The organism is Nocardia bhagyanarayanae, from assembly GCF_006716565.1.
Lineage (GTDB): Bacteria > Actinomycetota > Actinomycetes > Mycobacteriales > Mycobacteriaceae > Nocardia > Nocardia bhagyanarayanae.
The window spans coordinates 4,368,178-4,389,235 of the sequence record NZ_VFPG01000001.1 but is presented as its reverse complement, the minus strand read 5'-3'; the positions used below and the strand labels follow the sequence as shown (position 1 = coordinate 4,389,235).

The window sequence follows — 21,058 nt, the reverse complement described above, 5'->3', positions numbered from 1 at the left end:
TGACGTCGCCCGCGACGACGGCTGTTTCTCCGCGCCGCCTACTTCTGTCGCAGCGTCTTCATGACGTTGAAGTAGAGCGTCATGGTCTTGGCCCACAGCTCCTCCGACATCCCGGGCAGCGGCGCGATCGGCAGCACGCGCTGCACCGCGATGGTCTGGGTGTCGATGTACTTGAGCAGTCCCTCGGGGCCGTGCCGCCGTCCGGTGCCGGAGATACCGAGCCCGCCGGACGGGGCGTCGGCGCTGCCCCACGCGGCGATGAAGCCCTCGTTGACGTTCACCGATCCCGCGTTGATGCGAGCGGCCACCGCGCGGCCGCGAGCCGCGTCCTTGGTCCATACGCTCGCGTTCAAGCCGTAGGCGGTGTCGTTGGCCGCCGCGATGGCCTCTTCGTCGCTGCCGACGCGGTAGACCGAGACCACCGGGCCGAAGGTCTCCTCGCGGTAGACCGTCATGCCGGGTCGCACGTCGGCGAGCACGGTCGGCTCGTAGAAGAAGGGACCGAGATCGGGGCGCGCGCGGCCGCCCGCGAGCACCGTCGCGCCCTTGGCCACCGCGTCCTCGACGTGCGCGCGCACGGTGTCCAGCTGACGCTGGAAGGTCAGCGAACCCATGTCGCTGTCGTAGTTCAGTTCCGCCCCCAGCTCGATCGAGCGCACGTTGGCGACGAATTCGGTGACGAACCGGTCGTAGACCGCCTCGTGCACGTAGATGCGCTCCATGGATTCGCACAGCTGTCCCGCCGAGGAGAAGCAGGCGCGGACGGCGACCTTGGCGGCGCGGGAGACGTCGGCGTCGGCCAGCACCAGCAGCGGGTTCTTGCCGCCCAGTTCCAGCGAGTAACCGATCAGCCGCTCCCCTGCCTGTTGCGCGATGGTGCGGCCGGTGGCGCTGGAGCCGGTGTAGTCGACATAGTCGGCGCGCGCGATGACCTCGCCGCCGATCACCGAGCCGCGCCCCAGCACCGCCTGCCACAGGCCGCGCGGCAGCCCGGCGCGCACGGCGGCGTCGATGGCCCACAGCGCGGTCAGCGCGGTCTGATTGTCCGGCCGCGCGACCACGGCGTTGCCCGCGACGAGGGCGGGCAGGGCGTCGGAGGCGGCCAGCGCGAGCGGGTAGTTCCACGGCGAGATCACCGCGACGACGCCCTTGGGCCGGTTCCGGACATCGACCTGGGTGAGGACGGGCAGCACGCCGCGCGGCTTGCGGGTCGCCAGCAGTTTCTCGGCGACCGAGGCGTAGTACCTGGCGTTGACCGCGACGTCGCCGACTTCGTCGAAGGCGTGCGCGCGGGACTTGCCGGTCTCGGTCTGCACGATGTCGAGGATCGCGTCCTGCTCGGCGAGCACGATGTCGTGGAAACGGCGCAGCACGGCGGCGCGCTCGCGCACCGGACGCTCGGCCCATTCGCGCTGCGCGGCCCGCGCCGTGGCGAAGGCGCGCTCGATGTCGTCGGTGGCGGACTGCGGCAGCTCGGTGACGAACCGCCCGGTCGCGGGCGCGAAGACCTCGACCGCGGGTGCGCCGCCCGCGACGGCGTGCTCGAGCAGCGGCCGCACCAGGTCGGCGGGGAGTGCGGCCGATTCGGCCAGCTTCGGGGCGGTCGTCATTGTCGGCCCTCTCGTGGGACGGAGTCGGATGCGCGCGTCCAGAGCATTTACTGAACAGTGGTGTTAGATTAATCCTTGTGACGTGTCCCGTGTCAAGCTCTCCGTCGTGCAGCACAGACATGCCCGACCTCAGGCTGTGAGGCCTCACGATGCCGACTGACGCGCCGACCCGCCGCGGCCGCCCGCCGCAGACCAGAGAGCAGGCCGAGGAGGTCAAGGCCAGGATCGTGCTCGCGACCGCGGAAGTGTTCACTCGCAACGGTTCTCGCGGCCTGAGCGTCGCGCAGATCATCGAGCAGGCCGGATTGGCGCGGCCGACCTTCTACCGATACTTCGGCAACGCCGCCGAACCGCTGCACGTGTTGCTGGCCGCCTCCAACGAGGGCCTGGTCGGGGGAATCCGCGCCGCGCTAACCGGCACCGACGAGCCCGTCGAACTCGGTATCCGGCTCATCGACGCCTACCTGGACTGGGCCCGCGGCCACGGCGCCATGCTGCGCCCGCTGTTCGCCGAACTGCACGATCCGGCCTCGCCGGTCTCCGCCTATCGCGAGCGCGCCCTCGACGACATCCGCGCGACCGTCCGCGAGACGTTCACCGAACTGGGCAGACCGGTGCCCGCCCCGCTCGATCTGGACGCCGCGCTGCACGTCTGCGAATACGTCGTCTACCGCATCTCCTCGGGCACCGCGCCCGGCGCCGAACCCGACGCCGAGACGGTCGACGCCGCGCGGCTCACCATGATCCGCGTCCTGCTGACCACCCTCGGCACCCGCGCCGACATCGAATACGCACTCGACATCCCGAACCTCTTCCCCGAAGCACCGACGTCTTCCTGACCGGGCCGAGGCCGGAAGTCGACCCCCTCCGTGGCCGATTCGGGCATGAGAGGATCGAAGGATGGTCGCCGATTCCGACGAATCCTTCGCCCGTATGCGTAACTGGCGTGGTCTGGCCCCCGCCGAGCGAATCGCCACGCGCAGAACACAACTCGTGGAGGCCGCCACCGAGTTGATGGCGACCGCCGGCGCGTCCGAGATCTCCATGCGCGGGGTGTGCAGGCAGGCCGGTCTGACCGAGCGCTACTTCTACGAGAGCTTTCCGAATCTGGACACGCTGCTCACCACCGTGCTGGAAACGGTGGTCGTCGGCGCGCGGGACCACCTGCTCGACGCGCTGACCGAGGCGCCGATCGAACGCGAGGCGATGTTCCGCCACGTCGTCGCCGCCTTCACCGACTATCTGACCGAGGATCGGCGCCGCGGCCGGATCATGTTCGTCGAGTCGCAATCCACCCCGGTGCTCGCGCAGCGCGGCGACGAACTGATCGAACTGTTCACCGCGCCCATCGCCATGACCATCGGCGCGGGCGACTACCGCGAACCCGGTCCGGACCACCTCGACAGCGTGCTCAACGCGAACGCGATCTTCGGCGCTCTCGCCTACCTGTACCGGCCGTGGCTGGACGGCACGATCGACGTCCCGCGCGAGCGGTTCGACGAGCACGCCGCCCGCCTGCTCACCGCCATCGCGCCGATCAGGTCGTCCGACGCCTAGGGCCGCTTCCAGAATGGTCGGCGCGGTAACCGACCGAAGGCCACCTTCACCCCGCAAGACCGACCGAACGTCACCTTCAGTCACCCGGCCTGTCTACCGGGTGAACCGACCGAAGGTGACATTCATCGCGATGGGCCGACCGAAGGTGACATTTGGTCGGATCGCGTGTCCAACCTTTGCGGACGCGGCACTAGACGTAGTTCCGCGTCCGCTCGAGCCGTGCGCGGTCACTCGGCGGACCTTCGCACCCGGGGCCGGGCGCGGTTCGTGGACGGGCTCGGTCGAGCAGCGCCGTTACTCGGCGGCCACCGGGTCCCGCTGCGCGGCGCGCTCGAATCGCATGGCGCCGTCGGTGATCGCACCGTGGCGCAACGTGATCAGATCGCGCACGTAGTTCATCCGCAGCGCCCACGGCGCGCGATCGCCCTGCATCGGGAACATGGTCGCGGCGCGCAGCACGTAGCCGGGCATGAAGTTGGTGAACAGCGGCGCTTTGCCGACCGAGGGATCGCGCACCGGCATGCAGCGGGCGTAGCCGTGCGCGTCCATGTGCCGCAGCAGCCGTACCACGTATTCGCTGACCAGGTCCGCCTTGAGCGTCCACGACGCGTTGGTGTAGCCGATCACGAAGGCGAAGTTCGGCACCTCGGACAGCATCATCGCCTTGTAGGCGAGGTGATCGGCCATGTCGACCGGCGTCCCGTCCACCACCAGCTCCATGCCGCCGAAGGCGAGCAGGTTCAAACCCGTTGCGGTGATGACGATGTCGGCGTCGAGATGGTTTCCGGAGGCCAGCGCCAGCCCGCGCTCGGTGAAGGTCTCCACGCGATCGGTGACGATGTCGAGCCGCCCCTTGCGGATGGCGCGGAAGAAGTCGCCGTTCGGCGCGAGACACAGGCGCTGGTCCCACGGGTTGTACTTCGGCGTGAAGTGGGTGTCGATGTCGAAGCCCGGCGGCAGCCAGCGCTGCTGCCAGCCGCGGATCCTGGCCCGCATGCGGTCCGGGTAGCGCTGGCTCAGCTGGTAGATCGCGGTCGCGATGGCCACGTTCTTGGCGCGCGCCACCGCGTAGGCCGCCTTGGCGGGCAACCATTTTCGCGCCCGATGGGCCAGGCCGTCGCGCTCCGGCGCGGAGATGATGTAGCTCGGCGAGCGCTGCAGCATGGTGACGTGCGCGCCCTGCTCGGTCAGCGCGGGGCCGAGGGTCACCGCGGTGGCGCCGCTGCCGATGAGCACGACGTGCTTGTCCGCCACGTCCAGCTCGTCCGGCCAGTGCTGCGGATGGACGATCGGACCCGCGAAGCGCTCGGTGCCCGGGAAGTCCGGTGTGTAGCCCTCGTCGTAGCGGTAGTAGCCCGAGCAGCACCACAGGAAACCGGTGGTCAGCGTGACCACCTCGCCCGTGTCGGTGCGCTCGGCGCGCACGGTCCAGCGGTTGTCGGCCGAGGACCACTCGGCGCGCACGACGCGGTGGTGGTAGCGGATGTGTTCGTCGATGCCGTTCTCGCGCGCGGTGTCACGCAGGTAGTCGAGGATCGTGTGGCCGTCGGCGATCGCCTTCTCTCCCAGCCAGGGACGGAAGCGGTAGCCGAGGGTGTACATGTCCGAGTCGGAGCGAATTCCGGGGTAGCGGAACAGATCCCAGGTGCCGCCGAGGGCGGCGCGGCTCTCCAGGACGGCGAAGCTACGCCCGGGAAACGCCTGCCGCACGTGGTACGCCGCACCGATGCCGGACAGTCCGGCCCCGACGATGAGTACATCGACGTGCTCGGTCTCGGTCGTCATCACACAGCTCCTCCGATCTCCTGCGGACGGGTGCGGCGCCGCATCCGCGATACGTCGAGCGTAGTCGGCGCCGTCCGGCGCATCGGCCGACGGTTCCCGCGCACGAGCGCGGGCGCCGCCGAGTGAACTCACTCACATGGGCCCGCGCAGCGGCTTGCGCATGACCCGTCCAGCTACTCCGAACCGCGGTTAGCGAATTGTTCGCCGTCACAATGGGCCCGCGGCACGCCGCCGTTCGACGCGCTCACGCGGCACGCCCGGAAAACTGGTGTCAGAACGGTGCAGCGCCCCCTACCGGCCACCATAGCGAGCCGCCATAGCCGGACGGTGTCCAGTTAGTGATACCACACGATACATATATCTCGAACGGCCAACTGTCCCAGAAGGATTCGTGATTTCGGGCCGTATCCATTTCTAGTTACTGTCCGGTAGTGTTCCGACGCACCGACGATCAGAGAAGATCCGGAACCGTATCTGTCAACGATTCCCAGGAGCTCACGTGTCGCATTCTCGTTTCGAATCCATCGGCGCATATCTGCCCTCGAAAATCGTCACCACCGAGGAGCTGATCGGGCGGCTGAAAGTGCCGCCGTCGTTCGATCTCGAGCGAATCACAGGAATCAAGGAACGCCGGGTGCACGATACGCGTCCGGAAAGTTACGAGGATTCCTTCGCGCTCGCCATCAAGGCCGCCGAGGACTGTCTTTCCAGGTCACGGTATTCCGCCGGCGATCTCGACGTGATCATCTCCAGTTCGATCACGCGCAGCAAGCACGGCACCCGGGTGTACATGGAGCCGTCTTTCGCCTCCTCGATCGCCAAGCACGTCGGCGCTCGAAAGGCGATCACTTTCGATATTTCGAACGCCTGCGCCGGAATGCTCTCCGGTACCTACATCCTCGATCGGATGATCCGTGCCGGCATCGTCCGAAACGGCATGGTGGTCAGCGGTGAGGCAATTACGCCGATCTCCGAAACCGCGGTGAACGAGATTTCCGAGAAATACGATCTGCAGTTCGCCTCGCTGTCGGTCGGCGATTCCGGATGCGCGCTCGTGCTGGACGAGGCGGTCGACGACGCCGACAAGATCCACTACATCGAGATGACGACGGCCTCGGAGCACTCGCACCTGTGCCTCGGCATGCCCAGCGGCCGGACCCCGGGCGTCGCGCTCTACACCGACAACCGCAAGATGCACAACGAGGCCCGGTTCATGCTCTGGCCGAACACCCAGGGCAGCTACCTGGAGAAGCAGGGCAAAACCTTCGCCGACGAGCAGTTCGACTACATCATCCACCACCAGTTCGGCGCCGCGGCGGTCCCGTACGCCAACGCCATCGCCGCGCGCGAACTCGGCACGCCGATGCCGCCGGACCTCAATGTCATCCACAAGTACGGAAACACTTCCACCACTTCGCATTTCATCGTGCTGCACGATCAGCTCAGCGATCAGAACATCCCGGCGGGATCGAAACTGCTGATGATTCCGGCCGCCTCGGGCGTCGTGACCGGCTTCCTGTCCACCACCATCTCCTCCCTGAAGGTCTGAGGTATCGACATGGGCGTGCGTATCAAGTCCACCGGAGTCAGCCGAACAGGCGACACCCACAGCATCATCACGCACAGTGGTCGCGCCGCGAAGCGCGCGATGGAGCGGGCGGGCATCCAGCCCGAGCAGGTCGGCGTGATGATCAACGCGGGCGTGCACCGCGATTCGAACATCGTGGAACCGGCGGTGTCCGCGCTGATCCAGAAGGCGGCGGGCATCGGCCTGGAGTACGAGAAGGACGATCCGACCTCGTTCTCCTTCGATCTGATGAACGGCGCGATCGGCGTGCTCAACGCGGTGCAGGTGGCCACCTCGATCCTGGAGACCGGCAGCGCCGAACACGTGCTGATCGTCTCCGGCGATACCCACCCGTCGCTCACCCGCGCGGTTGCCGACGACGAATTCCCCTACGCCACAGCGGGTGCCGCTCTGTTGCTGGAGCGCACCGACGAGCCCGAGGGCTTCGGCCGCGTACACACCGCGACCGCCGAGGGCACCCCGGCCATCGAGGCCTACGTCGACACCGCCACCATGGGCACCGTCGGCCGCGGCCTGATGACCGTCGAGCGCGAGCCCGGCTTCGAGGACCGCTTGCTCGAGATCGCGCTGGAGACCGCGCGGGCGGCGCTCGCCGAGGACGGTGCCGCCGACCTGTCGGGGACGGTGCTCATCGCCTCCACGCCGAGCGCGGAATTCCCGCTGCGGCTGGCGGATTCGCTCGGCATCGCCCGTGATTCGGTGCGTACGCCGGACCTGTCCTACGGTGACCCGCACACCGCCGCGCTGACGATCGCCTACGACCGCGCCGTGGCGCAGGAGTCGCTCGGCTCGCACACGCGGGTGCTGTTCGTCGCGGCGGGCGCGGGTCCGTCGGCCGCGGCGGTGCTGTACCAGCTGCCGGCCCTCGTCGGGGCGCCCGCGTGACCGAAGGGAACTACTGGCAGGCCATCGACCGGTTCCGTGCGTTCGCGCGCACGGAGCCGGACCGCCAAGCGGTGATCTACCCCGAGGGGAAGAATCCCGATGGCCTGCCGGCCTACCGGCACCTCGGCTATCGCGAACTCGACGAGTGGTCGGACGCGATCGCCGAGCGGCTCACCGCCTCGGGCGTCGGCACCGGCACCCGCACCGTCGTGCTGGTGCTGCCGAGTCCCGAGCTCTACGCGATCATGTTCGCGTTGTTGAAGATCGGCGCCGTGCCGGTGGTCATCGACCCGGGCATGGGCGTACGCAAGATGCTGCGCTGCCTGCGCGCGGTGGACGCCGAGGCGTTCATCGGCATCCCGCAGGCGCACGCGCTGCGCGTCCTGTTCCGCCACAGCTTCCGCAGCGTGCGCATCGCGGTCACCGTCGGCAAGCAGTGGTTCTGGCGCGGCGAGCGGTTGGCGGACTGGGGCCGCCGACCGCGGGGTCCGCTGCCGCAGCGCGCACCGGCCGACCCGGACAGTCTGCTGCTCATCGCCTTCACCACCGGAAGCACCGGGCCGGCCAAGGCGGTTCAACTCACCCACGGCAACCTCGCCGCCATGGTGGAGCAGGTCGACACCGCGCGCGACCACGTCCCGCCGGACACCTCCTTGATCACGCTGCCGCTGGTCGGCGTGCTCGATCTACTGCTCGGTGCGCGCTGCGTACTGCCGCCACTGATTCCCAGCAAGGTCGGTTCGACCGATCCGGCGCACGTGGTCGACGCCATCGCCAAGTTCGGCGTGCGGACCATGTTCGCCTCCCCGGCGGTGCTGATACCGATGCTGCGCCACCTCGAGCAGCACCCGACGGCGCTGCCCACGCTCGGCAGCATCTACTCCGGCGGCGCGCCGGTGCCGGACTGGTGCATCGCCGGTCTGCGCGAGGTGCTCGCCGAGGACGTGCGGATCTTCGCGGGCTACGGCTCCACCGAGGCGCTGCCCATGTCCACCATCGAATCACGGGAGCTCCTCGGTGGTTTGGTGACGAGGGCGCACCAGGGCGATGGCATCTGCATCGGGCGGCCGTCGGACCGGGTCGAGGCGCGCCTGGTGGCCATCACCGACGCGCCGATCCCCACCTGGGCGCGCGCCGAGGAACTGGCGGGCGAGCTCGAGCAGACCGGAGGCGTCGGCGAACTCGTCGTCTCGGGTCCGAACGTCAGCACCGAGTACTACTGGCCCGAGGAGGCCAACCGCCAAGGCAAGATCGTCGACGGCGCGCGGATCTGGCACCGCACCGGCGACTTGGCCTGGATCGATGAGCAGGGCCGGATCTGGTTCTGCGGTCGCAAGAGTCAGCGGGTGGTGACCACGGACGGACCGATGTTCACCGTGCAGGTCGAGCAGATCTTCAACACGGTGCCCGGCGTGGCCCGCACGGCGCTGGTCGGCGTCGGTGAGCGGGGTGCGCAACGGGCCGTGCTGTGCGTCGAGCTGAAGCCGGGCGCGGACCGCACCGCCGTCGAGATGAAATTGCGCACCCGCGCCACCGAATTCGAACTCACCAAGCCGATCACCGATGTGCTCGTACATCCGAAGTTCCCGGTGGACATCCGGCACAACGCCAAGATCGGCCGCGAACAGCTCGCGGTATGGGCGGACAAGCAGTTGAAAGCCGAGGGGCGACGATGAAAACTACCGCGCTACGGGCGATTCCGATTCTCGGCTGGCTCTACCTGGCCGCCGGTCTGATCGTGGCGCGTACCGGGCAGGCGCCGCGCAACCGGTGGCTGCGCGCCGCGTGGTGGATCGACGCGTTTCTCAGCGTGGTGGTGCACGCGGCGCAGATTCCGGTCGCGCTGCGCGCCACCCGCGGCACCGGGCAGTCCCCGTGGAAGACCGCGGTGCTGACCCAAATCTTCGGCCTGACCTGGTACGGCGCGAGCCTGAGCGCCGGGGCGGGCGACGGATTATCCAGCGATCATCGAGAGGACGAGCGATGAAGATTCTCGTGACCGGGGCGTCGGGTTTCCTCGGCGGCGCACTCGTGCGGCGGCTGGTGGCCGACGGAGCGCACGACGTGCGAATCCTGGTGCGCCGCACCAGTAATCTGAACGATCTCGGCGACGCGCGAGAGCGTGTGGAGATCGTCTACGGCGATCTCACCGACGCGCCGTCGCTGGTGGAGGCGACCGGCGGCATCGATGCGGTCGTGCACAGCGCGGCGCGCGTCGACGAACGCGGCACCCGCGAACAGTTCTGGGAGGAGAACGTCCGCGCCACCCAGCGGCTGCTCGACGCGGCCAAGCGGGGCGGGGCGTCGCGGTTCGTGTTCATCTCCAGCCCGAGCGCGATGATGGACTACCACGGCGGCGACCTGCTCGACGTCGACGAGTCCCTCCCCTACCCGCGCCGCTACCTGAATCTCTACTCCGAGACCAAGGCCGCGGCCGAACGCGCCGTACTCGCCGCGAACGCACCGGGTTTCACCACCTGCGCGCTGCGACCGAGGGCGATCTGGGGCGCGGGCGACCGGTCGGGGCCGATCGTGCGGCTGCTCGGGCGCACCGCCGAAGGCAGGCTGCCCGACCTGTCGTTCGGGCGTGAGGTGTACGCCTCGCTGTGCCACGTCGACAACATCGTCGAGGCCGTCGTGCTGGCGCTTGCCACCGAGAACGTCGGCGGCAAGCCGTATTTCATCGCCGACGCCGAGAAGACGAACGTGTGGCAGTTCCTCGGGCAGGTCGCCACCGAGCTCGGCTACCAGCCGCCGACCAGGCAGCCGAACCGCCGGGTGCTCGACGCGGTGGTGGCCGTGATCGAGGCGGTCTGGCGGATTCCCGCGGTGTCCACTCGCTGGTCGCCGCCGCTGTCCCGCTACGCGGTGGCGCTGATGACCCGCTCGGCGACCTACGACACCGGCGCGGCCACCCGCGATTTCGGCTACCGCCCGATCGTGGATCGGGCGACGGGGCTGGCGAGCTTCCTCGCCTGGCTCGACACTCAGGGGGGCGTCCGCGAACTGACCAGACATTTGCGCTGACCCGCGATCCCGGAGGCAATCATGAGCAGCGAGACCACCTTTCGCCGTCGCATCACCCCGACCGAGCGCCTGTACTTCGCCACGAGGGAACTGGCTCCGCCGTTCCTGATGCAGCTGGCGGTGCACGGGCAGGGCACGCTGGACCCCGCCGACCTGCAGCGCGCGGTCGACGTGGCCTCGGCGGCCAACCCCGGCTCCCGGCTGGTCCGCGACGGAGCCGAGTGGGTGGACACCGGCGTCGCGGCCACCGTGCGGGTCGTCGCGGGTCACTCGCTGACCTATCCCGGACTGGAGAACGACCCCGTCCTCAACAGCCCGATCGGTCCGACGCCCGACCGCACGTGCGAGGTCCTGCTGCTCACCGCGGATCCGGTGACCATCGTCTTCCGCGTGTTCCACGGCGTGATGGACGGCATGGGTGTGCGCATGTGGGTGGACGACGTCTTCCGCGCGCTGCGCGGCGTCGAGCCGTTCGGCGCGCCCGACCCGGTCGCGGACGCGGAACTGGTCGCGCGCATCGGCGCACCCGGCAAGCCCTCGGTCCTGCTGCCGATCTATCCCTCGGCGGCCGGGCGGGGTGCACAGGATCCCGGCGAGTCGCCCTGGTTGCTGCGGCACCGTACCGTCGCGGCGACCGGTAGGGGCATCGTCGCGCGGGTCGCCGCCGTGCTGGCCGACGCGGCGCAAGCCAAGTCGCGCTTCATGATTCCGGTCGATCTGCGCAGGCACGACCCCGCACTGCGGTCCACCGCCAATCTGGCGCTTCCGCTGTTCCTCGACGTCACCCCCGGCGACACCTGGGAATCGGTGAACGACCAGTTGCGCGCGGGCTTGAAGGAGAACCGCGAACTGAACCAGATGGACAACGGCGGGCTCACCGCGTTCCCGCCCGCGGTGGTCCGCGCGGTGCTGCGCGCGGGCAACTGGGTCGGCGCGCGGCTCGGCCGGAACTTGGTGTCCGCCACCGTGTCCCACTTGGGCGTCTTCGATTTGACCGAGATGGCGGTGCCCGGCTTCACACCGGTGAGCATTCGGGTGCTTCCGCAGCACAGCGGGATGATGCCGCTGCTGTTCGGCATCGTCGAATCGGCGGGACGGCTGGAGATCACGGTGTCGTGCCGCAACGGCGCGGGGGTCGAGCCACGGCTCGAGGCGCTGCTGGATCGCCTCGTGTCGACGTTGGAACGCGAGCTCGCCGCGTCCGCCGCGCGCTGACCCGGTCTTCACGGCACAACCACTGCGGCACAGGAGATTCCGATGATCGATCCGACCACGGGGGACGACCGTTCGGCCGGTCCGCGATGATCGCGTGGGCCAGGTTCGTGATGGCGCGGCCGCGCACGGTGCTCGCCGTCGCGGTGGTAGTCATGGGTTTGTGCGGGTTGTTCGGGGCGGGCGCGGCCGAGCAGCTCAGCGCGGGCGGGTTCATCGACCCGAACAGCGAGTCCGCGCTGGTCGACCGGCTCGTCACCGAGCACTTCGGCCCGCAGAATCCCGACGTGGTGGCGATCTACACGGCCCCGGAGGGCCAGACGCTCGCCGACATCGGGCCGCGGGTGCGCGCGGCGATCGCCGCCATCGATCCCGCGCTGCTGGCGCGGCCGGTCGAAAGCTATTGGAACAGCGTCCCGCCGCGCACCACCTTCCTGCGTTCCCCCGACGAACGGCAGGCGCTCGCGGTGGTGTTCACCGCGGGCGACGACACCGAGCGGGTCGCCGCCTATCCGAAACTCGAAGCGGCGCTGCGTGTTCCCGGCATCGAGACCGAGCTGTCCGGCTACAGCGCGGTGTCGACCGGGATCACCGCCCAGTCGCAGCGGGATCTGCTGGTGGCGGAGTCGATCTCGCTGCCGGTGACGCTGCTCGTGCTGGTGCTGGTGTTCGGCGGGGTCGCGGCGGCCTCGCTGCCCGTCGTGGTCGGCATGCTCGCGGTCGCCGGCGCGATGGGCGCGATCCGGGTGCTGAGCGAGCTGACCGAGGTGAGCACCTTCGCGGTCAACATCGCCTCGCTGCTCGGGCTCGGCATGGCGATCGACTACGGGCTGTTCCTGGTCAATCGGTTCCGCGAGGAGATGGCCGACGGAGGCGACGTGCCGAGGGCGATCGAACGCACGTGCGCGACAGCGGGCCGCACCGTCGCGTTCTCCGCGCTACTGCTGATCTGCGCCTTCGCGGGAACCTTCGTCTTCCCGCAGGCGGTGTTGCGCTCCTTGGGTTTCGGCGCCATCGCGGCCGTCGCGCTGGCCGCCGCGCTCTCGCTGACCGTGCTGCCCGCGATGCTCGCCCTGTTCGGTCCCCGCATTGGTCGCGCGCGGACATCCGAACGCACCGAACGGTTCTGGGGTCGCGTCGTCGGCGCCGTGCTGCGCAGGCCCGGTGTGGTCACGATCGCGGTGGGCGCGGTATTGCTCGCGCTGGCCGCGCCGCTCAGCGGCATCCGGCTCGGCGACATCGATCACCGGGCACTGCCCGAAGGCCACGCGATGCGCGAGACGGTCGAACGGCTCACCGCCGAATTCCCCGCCGCGAGCAGCGGTGTCACCGCGGTGCTGCGCGGGGTGGACGGCTCGGTCCCCAACGCGGCCGCGGTCGACGAGACGCTGCGCGCGCTCGGCGCGGTGCCCGGCGTGCGCTCGGTGTTGCAGGTCGGGCGTGCCGAGGATTTCGTGGTGCTGCACGTCTTCCTGACCGCCACCGACCGCAGCGAGGCCGCCACGGCGACGGTGCTCGACATCCGCGCGCTGGAACCCCCGCCGGACACCGTGATCCGGGTCGGCGGCGACACCGCCGCCACCCGCGACAGCGTCGACTCCATCGTGGCGCGGATGCCGCTGATGGTGCTCGCCATGGTGTTGGCGACCATGTGCCTGTTGCTCGCCGCCTTCCGATCGATCATGTTGCCGCTCAAGGCCATCGGTATGGCGTTCCTCAGTCTCGCCGCCACCTTCGGCGTGCTCACCTGGATCTTCGCCGACGGCCACCTCGCCGGTCCGCTCGGCGTCAGCGTCGGGCCGATCGCCGCGGGCATGCTGGTGCTGATCATCGCGGTGGTCTTCGGGTTGTCCACCGACTACGAGGTGTTCCTGCTCTCGCGGATGGTCGAGGCGCACAACGCGGGCGCGGACACCGCCGAGGCGGTGCGCGTCGGCACGGTCAAGACCGCGCGCGTCATCACGGCGGCCGCCGTGCTGCTCGTCCTGGTCACCGGCGCGTTCACGCTCTCGCCGCTGACGCCGATGCGGTTCCTCGGTCTCGGCATGATCGTCGCCCTCGTCATCGACGCGACCCTGGTGCGGATGCTGCTCGTTCCCGCGCTCGTGCAGCTGATGGGCGAGGCCAACTGGTGGGTGCCGGGCGGCAAGCGTCCGCGCCGCCACGTCGCCACCGTGGTGGAGAAGACCGGGGAGCCCGCGGCCACGACCTCCTGAGCGCGCTCTCGGCACCGGAATTCCGACCATCGCAAACGGTATCGTCGCGGGAGGTGGACCGATCCACCGGAGCTTTCTCGAGGGCAGGCAAGCGCGGCACGCGAGAGGAGACGGTCATGGCGAGTCCGGCGGTCCTGGTGGGCGTTGACGGTTCCGCGGGGTCGACGGCGGCGGTGATCTGGGCGGCGCAGACGGCCGCGCGTCATCGAGCGCCGGTGCACCTGCTGCACATCGTCGACGTGGTCGCCGACTACGGTCCCGGCGCGACGGAGCCGCTCACCGCGGTCGATTACGCGCGGCTCACCGAGCACGGCCGCACGCTGCTCGATACCGCGGCCAAGGAGGCCGAGACGGCGGCGGCGGAATTCGGCGGTGTCGAGGTGCGCACCGAGCTGGTGCAGGCGGTCACCACGCCGAGCCTGCTCGAACGCACGGAAGGCGCGCGGATGGTCGTCGTCGGCACCAGGGCGCGCGGGACCCTGCGGCGGGCGCTGCTCGGTTCGGTCAGCTCGGCGCTGGCTCGGCGCGCGCACTGCCCCGTCGCGGTCGTGCGCGAGGGCATCGAGCTCTCACCGCGGCTGCGCGCGCGGCCGGTGATCGTGGGCGTGGACGGCACCGAGGTGAGCGAGCCCGCGATCGGCATCGCGCTGGCCGAGGCGGCGGCGCGGGAGGTCGACCTCGTCGCGCTGCACGTCTGGACCGGGGTCGAGCTGCCGGAACGCTACGGCGTCGAACCGGACGCGACCGCCGCCGACTTGCACTACGTGTTGGCCGAGAGCCTGGCGGGTTGGCAGGAGCGCTATCCCGGCGTCGGCATCCACCGGGAGGTGGTCAAGGATCGGCCGGAGCGGGTGCTGCGCGAACGTTCCGAGGAGGCGCAGTTGCTCGTGGTCGGCACCAGGGGACGCGGCGGATTCGCCAGTATGGTGTTCGGCTCGACCAGTCAGTCGCTGGTGCTCTCCGCGAACTGCCCGCTGATCATCGCTCACGACACCGACTGACCCGCTGTTTTCCGTATCGCCGAGGCGGATCCATGTTTCGATGGAACCGGTTCCGTTGCCCGCGCGTCTGAATCATCGACGGAATCAGTGGAAGGGGCGACCGCTATGGCCGTGGCAAGCCCGTTCGGGGCATTCATCGACGCCGCCGAAGCCGGTGCGCTACACGTGCGTCTGGAACCAGAGGTCTTCCTCGACCTGGACCGCGCGTGCCGGGAGCTGGTCGACGCGCTGACGACCGCGCAGCACGACGCACGGGCGCTCGGCGAACTCGGCGGCTGGGGGCTCGGCGAGGACAATCCTCGGCTCTGGTCGGCGATCGAGCTGGTGGAGTTGTTCCGGGAGAAGGCTTTCGGCGGACCGGGCAGCGCCTACGACACTCTCGGCGAGTACATCGCGGTGGTCGGCGAGATCCAAGCGTTGTTCGGCGTCATCCGCCAGACCTTCGAGCGCACCGACGCCGAGTTCGCCGCGCGGATCCGTGAGCTCACGGGATAGTCTCCGGCGCGATCACCGCCGCCCCGGCCGCGGCCGAACCGGTGACCCACCCGCTGCCTGCGGCGCACTTCGACCACGACCCGTCGCACCCGGGCAACGGCTGCCCGCCGCCCCCGCTGGGTGCGGATGACAAGCCGCTGCCCCCGCCGCTGAGCGCGGACGGCAAGCCGCTGCCACCACCGCTCGATGCCAACAGCAGCCCGTGCCCGCGCCGCTCGGCCCCGACGGCAAGCCGCTGCCCCGGCCCGGTCACCACTGAGGCGCAGGCGAATTCGGTGCCGAGGTCGTTCTGGCCCGGCACCGCTTATACGGCTTTCGGTGCCGGGCGGTCGGGGCCTCGGCACCGCTTCTCACGCCGCGGCGACGGTGAACCTGGCGCCGCCGTGCGCCGGGCGCTCCGCCTCGTCCAGCAGCGCGACGGCGAAGTCCTCCATGGAGATTCGGGAGATGCCGTCCGGATCGCTGAGCAGTTCGTCACCGCCGACGCGGTAGTCGCCGGTCCGCTCGCCGGGCAGCAGCTCCGCGGGCGGGCTCAGGTAGGTCCAGTTCGCGGTCGGCGCCGCACGGCACACGGCGAGCTGCTCCGCGCAAGCCTGCGCGATCGGACGCAATTCCGCTGGGAAGTCCGGCAACTCCTGCAAGGTCATCCCCTCGGCGCCGGGAACGAGCAGCGTCGCCGCGCCGCCGACCACCAGCAGCCGCGCCCCGGTCCGCGCCACGCCCGCGAGGATGGCCGCCGTCGTCTCCGGCAGCTCGGTTTCCCGGCCGGGTGCGGGCCGCGTGGCTGTGATCACCAAATCCTGTCCCGCACTGAGGGATTCGACATCGCTCACGTTCGCGGCGTCACCCGTGCGGACCTCGACTCCGGCCGGTAGACCCGTCGCCCGTTCGGGGTTGCGCACCACCGCCGTCACCTCGTGCCCGCGGGCGAGCGCCTCGGCAACGACCCGGCGGCCGACCTCCCCCGCCGCACCGAACACCGTTATCCGCATGGCGAAACCTCCTCATCCACAGATACCTCAACGCTAAGAAATTTATCTCAACGCTAAGAGATCCGCAAAGGGGCAAGGGACGGCATCCCAGCTCGCGTGTTGCGACCGTAGAGATAGCTCACCGCTAACTACGATCCACACCATGTTGCGACTCATCCGGAAAGTGAGCTTGATCGCTTCACTGCTGGCTGTGCTGCCCACACCGGCCGCGCACGGGGATATCGTCCAACTTCCGCCGCACGAGAAGACCTTCGACTCGGTGTTCGGCCGTTTCATGGTCGGCGCCCGCGATGAAGTCGTCAATCGCATCGCACCGTTGAACATGGTCGGGACCACCCGGGAGGCCCTGGTCAGCGTTGTCGCCTACGGCCGGATCGACGGGCCGGCCGGGGGCCTGCTGACGACCGGTTACGCCGTCGGCTGCGGGGTGGAGATCGACGAGGGAGCGGTTGGTGTCGAATCCTCCCTGGAAGTCGGGTTCGAGGGGCCCCGGCCGAAGTACGGGTGGGAGCAGGAGCAGGCCAATACCTTGGAACAGTCGCAGTCGCGAACGCAGGAACAGTCGCAGTCGCGCACGCAGGAACAGTCGCGGTCACGCACACAGGAACAGTCGCAGTCGCGCACACAGGAACAGTCGCAGTCGCGCACACAGGAACAATCGAGTTCGGGGGAGTCCGCGCAGGCGCAGACCCAGCAGTCCGGCCAAGCACGAACCCAGCAGTCCGGCCAAGCACAAACCCAGGAATCCGGCCAAGCGCAAACCCAGGAATCCGGCCAAGCACAAACCCAGCAGTCCGGCCAAGCACAAACCCAGCAGTCGAGGCAGTGGCAGGAGCTGGAAGGGGTGAATCCGCAGGTTGCGGTGGACCCCGGTCCGGTGCTCATCCTCACCCTGAGTCCCGGTGAAGTGAAAGACGTCTTGATCGGGGAGCCGAAAGAAATCATTCCCGACACGACAGTGCAGATCATCACCCGCGACTACCACATCGCGGTCAACAACTGCGCCGGCCCGGTGACCATCAGGCAGTTCACCTACGTGTACGCCAGAAGCCCGGAGGTCGACGACAGCGGAGCAGTGTTCGGCGACCCCATCTCCCTTTAGCAGTCGCCGAACACCTCACCGGCTCACTGCGCCGTGGTCTGTCGCTTCGGCAGCTTCCAGCCCGGACGCGGGAAGTGGCAGGTGTACCCGTCCGGGTACCGCTCCAGGTAGTCCTGGTGCTCGGGCTCGGCCTCCCAGAACTCGCTCGCCTGGGTCACCTCGGTGACGACCTTGCCCGGCCACAGCCCGGAGTCGTCGACATCGAGGATGGTCTCGAGCGCCGTCCGCTTCTGCTCCTCGTCCAGATAGAAGATCGCCGACCGGTAGCTGGTGCCGATGTCGTTGCCCTGCCGATCCTTCGTCGAAGGATCGTGGATCTGGAAGAAGAACTCCAGCAGCGTCCGATAGTCGGTCCGCTCCGGGTCGTAGACGATCTCCACGGCCTCCGCGTGCCCCGGATGATTCCGGTACGTGGGGTGATCGTTGCGCCCACCGGTGTAGCCGACCAGCGTCGACAGCACGCCCGGCTGCTTACGAATCAGATCCTGCATGCCCCAGAAGCATCCGCCGGCCAGAATCGCCTTTCGCGTGTCGGTCACGCGTCCTCCTTCGCAGCTCATACTTCCCGGAAGCCATCACCGGCCCCACGTATACAACCCATACCCGTGCGGGAAAGTTCCATCTCGCCGACAGCACGCCCGCCGCCCGAGAGCGCCGGCGACGAACGGCCGGCCGAAGCCGGACGAAAACAAAAGACTGGTTCTCCCGAAATCCCCCGACTAACTTGCGTGACCGTGAACGGTGAAGTGATCATCCTGACCGGCCCGCCCGCCGCGGGAAAGACGACTGTCGCCGGACTGCTCGCCTCCGACGCCGACGTTCCGACGGTCCACCTGACGACCGACCTGTTCTATCGCTCGATCCGCACCGGCTTCGTGCTGCCGTTCCTGCCCGAGGCACAGCGGCAGAACGAGGTCGTCGTCGAGGCGATCGTCGGGACCGTCGCGACGTTCGCGCGCGGCGGATACGACGTCGTGGTCGACGGCATCGTCGGACCGTGGTTCCTGCCGCCGTTCCGCGCGGCGTCGGAGCGCGACGGCCTGACGATGTCCTACGTCGTCCTGCGCCCCGATCTGGACACCACGCTGTCGCGGGCGAAGCAGCGCGTCGGCGACGACCTGAAGGACGTCGAGGCGATCACCGGCCTGCACACCGCGTTCGCGCGACTCGGCGACCTCGAGCACCACGCGATCGACACCGCGCATCTCGACGCGCAGCAGACGGCCGAGAAAGTCCGGAATGTCCTCGCGTCGGGCGACTATCGATTGACGTGAACGCGGGCGGCGGGACTCGCGCTCGCCGGCTCACCAGTCGCTCTTGCCGCGAATGCGACACCGCGGCGATCTAGGCGAGTTGCGAACCCACCGCGCCACCGATGAGCCCGCCGACCGCGGCGGCGGGGATGCCGAGGGCGGCCGCGCCGACCGCGGCACCGACCGCGCCGCCCGCGGCCGTCCCCACGCCGCATGCCGCGAAGCCGACACCGGCGCCGATCAGCCCGCCGCCGACCCCGCCGACCACCGCCGCCGGGACGCCCGCGATCGCCGCGCCGACCAGCGCGCCCCCGGCGATGTTGCCCGCTCGACGCGCATCGACGCCGAAGCCCTGCGACGCCGCCGCCACCTGGGCCTCGAACTGCGCGACACCGTGGTTCACTCCGGCGAGCACGTCGGCGGGCACCTCGTGCGGAACCGGTGCGCTGAACGAGCCGACACGGAGCGTGGGCTGCGGCGCGACCGCGGGCGCGGCCGGTTCCTGCGGCGCTTCCGGCTCCACCGGCGCGCTCTGCGGGACAGGCGCGGGCTCCTCGACCGGGTCGGCGTAATCGAGTCCGGGATCGACCTCCGGCGCGGGAGACGGCTGCTCCGGCGCGGGCGGCACGACCGGCTGGACCGGTTCGGTGGTGACACCGGGCTGAATGGGCGTCCCCGGCGCGACCGCGGGCTGCACCGGCTGCTCGGATTGGGTGATTCCCGGCGAGGCCGGCGTGCCGGTCGGGTCCGCGGTCGCCGTTCCCGCGCAGACCACGGCTAGAGCGATCGGCACCGCGCCGACCATCGGTCGGACGGCGTTGCGCGCGCCGGAGTTCTGTACCCGTCGATGCCGACCTGCCACGGCAAATACTCCCACTGCTCGAGGTGAATCACTCGGAGAGCACTGTCGACCGCTGTCGCGGTGAACGCTGTTCCCGGCCAGTAAGTTACAGCACAAACGGTCCGGCGGACATACCGCAGGAAAGACACCCGGTACCCGCGGCAAAATGCCAGGTCGCCACCCCCTGGCGACCAACGTCGCGGCCGTGACGGGGAACTGGTCTAGGGTGTGGGTGCGCGGCGAGGCCCGCACAGTCAGTGATGCGTGAACAGCGGTACGTTCCGTGGTTTTTCTCCACCGAATCGAAAGGCGCTGCATGGCAAGGAACTTGACGCAACTCGAACTTCTGATGGAACTGGAACCGGTCGTCGCGGCCAATATCGACCGGCATCTGGCGACGGCCAAGGAATGGTGTCCGCACGACTACGTTCCGTGGGACGAGGGCCGCAACTTCGCGGCCATGGGCGGCGAGGATTGGGATCCCGGGCAGTCACGGCTCTCGGAGGTCGCCAAGGTCGCGATGATCACGAATCTGCTCACCGAAGACAATCTGCCCTCCTACCACCGCGTGATCTCCGAGAACTTCGCGCGCGACGGGGCGTGGGGCACCTGGATCGGCCGCTGGACCGCCGAGGAGAACCGGCACGCCATCGCCATGCGCGACTACCTCGTCTGCACCCGCGCTGTCGATCCCGTCGCGTTGGAGAACGACCGGATGGTGCATCTGACCCGCGGCGTGCACACGCCGCCGGGCTTCGGCGGTGTGTGCGATCAGATCGCTTACGTGACGTTGCAGGAGTTGGCCACTCGGGTCAGCCATCGCACCACCGGACAAGTCTGCGACGACCCCGTCGCCGACCGGATGTTGCAGCGCATCGCGGCCGACGAGAACTTGCACATGATGTTCTATCGCAACGTCGCCGGTGCCGCGTTCGACATCGACCCCGACCAGGCGATGGAATCGGTGACCATGGTCGTGAAGAACTTCGTCATGCCGGGCACCGGCATGCCGAACTGGCGACGCAACGGTGTGTTGATGGTCAAGCACGGGATATACGACCTGCGCCAGCACCTGGACGAGGTCGTGATGCCGGTCCTGCGCATCTGGAAGATCTTCAAGCGCAACGACTTCACCGCACGCGGCGAACGCAGCCGCGAAGAACTCGGCGAGTACCTCGACAAACTTGCCCGCGACGTCGTCCGGTTCGAAGAACAACGCGAGCGGATCCTCGCCCGCGAAGCGGCGCGGGTCGGTTAGCGCAGTCAGACGAAACCCGTCGTCAGCCCGCGCATGGCCGGAGCGAAAGGCGGAGGTACGCCTGACGCCAACGGATTTCGCCTCAGCGCGTCCGCGCCCTTCCCAGCCGGGCGACAACCGCGCCGAACGCGAGATCCATCGCGGGCACGGGGCAGCCTCGGCGGCGGCGAGGAGCCCCCGACAGCTCGAGTGCGGCCCGGCGCGCGGCGATACCCGCCGCGTCGTCGGTGCCGTGG

Annotated in this window: 19 protein-coding genes; 14 read left to right on the top strand and 5 right to left on the bottom strand. The window is 69.2% G+C overall.

Annotated elements, in window-relative coordinates; genetic code table 11:
• Nucleotides 1-38: 38 nt before the first annotated feature.
• Nucleotides 39-1,610, bottom strand: coding sequence for a succinic semialdehyde dehydrogenase (locus tag FB390_RS18895; protein WP_141810123.1), 1,572 nt, complete (start codon nucleotides 1,608-1,610; stop codon nucleotides 39-41).
• Between the two features lie 149 nt (nucleotides 1,611-1,759).
• Here FB390_RS18895 and FB390_RS18890 point away from each other — a divergent pair, with 149 nt between their 5' ends.
• Nucleotides 1,760-2,449: a TetR/AcrR family transcriptional regulator gene (locus FB390_RS18890; RefSeq protein WP_141810122.1), complete on the top strand. Its 690-nt coding sequence runs from the start codon at nucleotides 1,760-1,762 to the stop codon at nucleotides 2,447-2,449.
• Nucleotides 2,450-2,510: 61 nt separating this feature from the next.
• Nucleotides 2,511-3,167, top strand: a complete 657-nt coding sequence (locus tag FB390_RS18885; RefSeq protein ID WP_141810121.1) for a TetR/AcrR family transcriptional regulator — start codon at nucleotides 2,511-2,513, stop codon at nucleotides 3,165-3,167.
• A 294-nt stretch (nucleotides 3,168-3,461) separates the two neighbouring features.
• Here the strand turns inward: FB390_RS18885 and FB390_RS18880 are convergent, their stop codons facing one another.
• The gene (locus tag FB390_RS18880; RefSeq protein ID WP_141810120.1) at nucleotides 3,462-4,952 is read right to left on the bottom strand and encodes a flavin-containing monooxygenase; all 1,491 of its coding nucleotides are present in this window, start codon (nucleotides 4,950-4,952) and stop codon (nucleotides 3,462-3,464) included.
• Between the two features lie 499 nt (nucleotides 4,953-5,451).
• On the opposite strand from FB390_RS18880, the gene FB390_RS18875 reads away from it, so the two are divergent.
• The 9 genes from FB390_RS18875 to FB390_RS18835 all read left to right on the top strand — a co-directional run bounded on the left by FB390_RS18875 (nucleotide 5,452) and on the right by FB390_RS18835 (nucleotide 15,376).
• The gene (locus tag FB390_RS18875) at nucleotides 5,452-6,501 is read left to right on the top strand and encodes a 3-oxoacyl-ACP synthase III family protein (RefSeq protein ID WP_141810119.1); all 1,050 of its coding nucleotides are present in this window, start codon (nucleotides 5,452-5,454) and stop codon (nucleotides 6,499-6,501) included.
• Between the two features lie 9 nt (nucleotides 6,502-6,510).
• A complete protein-coding gene (locus FB390_RS18870; RefSeq protein ID WP_141810118.1) occupies nucleotides 6,511-7,425 on the top strand; it encodes a beta-ketoacyl-[acyl-carrier-protein] synthase family protein in 915 nt (304 codons plus the stop codon).
• Nucleotides 7,422-9,101, top strand: a complete 1,680-nt coding sequence (locus tag FB390_RS18865) for a fatty acid CoA ligase family protein (protein WP_141810117.1) — start codon at nucleotides 7,422-7,424, stop codon at nucleotides 9,099-9,101. Before FB390_RS18870 ends, FB390_RS18865 begins: the two co-directional genes overlap by 4 nt.
• A complete protein-coding gene (locus FB390_RS18860) occupies nucleotides 9,098-9,412 on the top strand; it encodes a hypothetical protein (RefSeq protein ID WP_246124100.1) in 315 nt (104 codons plus the stop codon). The genes FB390_RS18865 and FB390_RS18860 overlap by 4 nt, the downstream gene beginning before the upstream one ends.
• On the top strand, nucleotides 9,409-10,452 hold the full coding sequence (locus tag FB390_RS18855; protein WP_141810116.1) for an NAD-dependent epimerase/dehydratase family protein: 1,044 nt from the start codon (nucleotides 9,409-9,411) through the stop codon (nucleotides 10,450-10,452). Before FB390_RS18860 ends, FB390_RS18855 begins: the two co-directional genes overlap by 4 nt.
• A gap of 21 nt (nucleotides 10,453-10,473) precedes the next feature.
• Nucleotides 10,474-11,667 carry a peptide synthetase gene (locus tag FB390_RS18850; RefSeq protein ID WP_141810115.1) on the top strand — a complete coding sequence of 398 codons (1,194 nt, stop codon included), beginning with the start codon at nucleotides 10,474-10,476 and terminating at the stop codon, nucleotides 11,665-11,667.
• A gap of 86 nt (nucleotides 11,668-11,753) precedes the next feature.
• Nucleotides 11,754-13,880, top strand: coding sequence for an MMPL family transporter (locus FB390_RS18845; RefSeq protein ID WP_141810114.1), 2,127 nt, complete (start codon nucleotides 11,754-11,756; stop codon nucleotides 13,878-13,880).
• 116 nt (nucleotides 13,881-13,996) lie between these two features.
• The gene (locus FB390_RS18840) at nucleotides 13,997-14,881 is read left to right on the top strand and encodes a universal stress protein (RefSeq protein WP_141810113.1); all 885 of its coding nucleotides are present in this window, start codon (nucleotides 13,997-13,999) and stop codon (nucleotides 14,879-14,881) included.
• A 105-nt stretch (nucleotides 14,882-14,986) separates the two neighbouring features.
• On the top strand, nucleotides 14,987-15,376 hold the full coding sequence (locus FB390_RS18835; RefSeq protein ID WP_141810112.1) for a hypothetical protein: 390 nt from the start codon (nucleotides 14,987-14,989) through the stop codon (nucleotides 15,374-15,376).
• Between the two features lie 350 nt (nucleotides 15,377-15,726).
• Here FB390_RS18835 and FB390_RS18825 read toward each other — a convergent pair whose 3' ends face one another.
• Nucleotides 15,727-16,368: an NAD(P)-dependent oxidoreductase gene (locus tag FB390_RS18825; RefSeq protein WP_141810111.1), complete on the bottom strand. Its 642-nt coding sequence runs from the start codon at nucleotides 16,366-16,368 to the stop codon at nucleotides 15,727-15,729.
• Between the two features lie 259 nt (nucleotides 16,369-16,627).
• Between FB390_RS18825 and FB390_RS18820 the strand changes: the two genes are divergently transcribed.
• A complete protein-coding gene (locus FB390_RS18820) occupies nucleotides 16,628-17,470 on the top strand; it encodes an MspA family porin (RefSeq protein WP_185757086.1) in 843 nt (280 codons plus the stop codon).
• Nucleotides 17,471-17,493: 23 nt separating this feature from the next.
• Here the strand turns inward: FB390_RS18820 and msrA are convergent, their stop codons facing one another.
• Nucleotides 17,494-18,030 carry a peptide-methionine (S)-S-oxide reductase MsrA gene (gene msrA, locus FB390_RS18815; protein WP_141810109.1) on the bottom strand — a complete coding sequence of 179 codons (537 nt, stop codon included), beginning with the start codon at nucleotides 18,028-18,030 and terminating at the stop codon, nucleotides 17,494-17,496.
• A 174-nt stretch (nucleotides 18,031-18,204) separates the two neighbouring features.
• On the opposite strand from msrA, the gene FB390_RS18810 reads away from it, so the two are divergent.
• Nucleotides 18,205-18,744, top strand: coding sequence for an AAA family ATPase (locus FB390_RS18810; RefSeq protein ID WP_141810108.1), 540 nt, complete (start codon nucleotides 18,205-18,207; stop codon nucleotides 18,742-18,744).
• Nucleotides 18,745-18,814: 70 nt separating this feature from the next.
• Here FB390_RS18810 and FB390_RS18805 read toward each other — a convergent pair whose 3' ends face one another.
• Complete coding sequence (locus tag FB390_RS18805) at nucleotides 18,815-19,585, bottom strand: hypothetical protein (protein WP_246124099.1); 771 nt, start codon at nucleotides 19,583-19,585, stop codon at nucleotides 18,815-18,817.
• Nucleotides 19,586-19,880: 295 nt separating this feature from the next.
• Here FB390_RS18805 and FB390_RS18800 point away from each other — a divergent pair, with 295 nt between their 5' ends.
• On the top strand, nucleotides 19,881-20,822 hold the full coding sequence (locus tag FB390_RS18800; RefSeq protein WP_141810106.1) for an acyl-ACP desaturase: 942 nt from the start codon (nucleotides 19,881-19,883) through the stop codon (nucleotides 20,820-20,822).
• Nucleotides 20,823-21,058 lie beyond the last annotated feature (236 nt).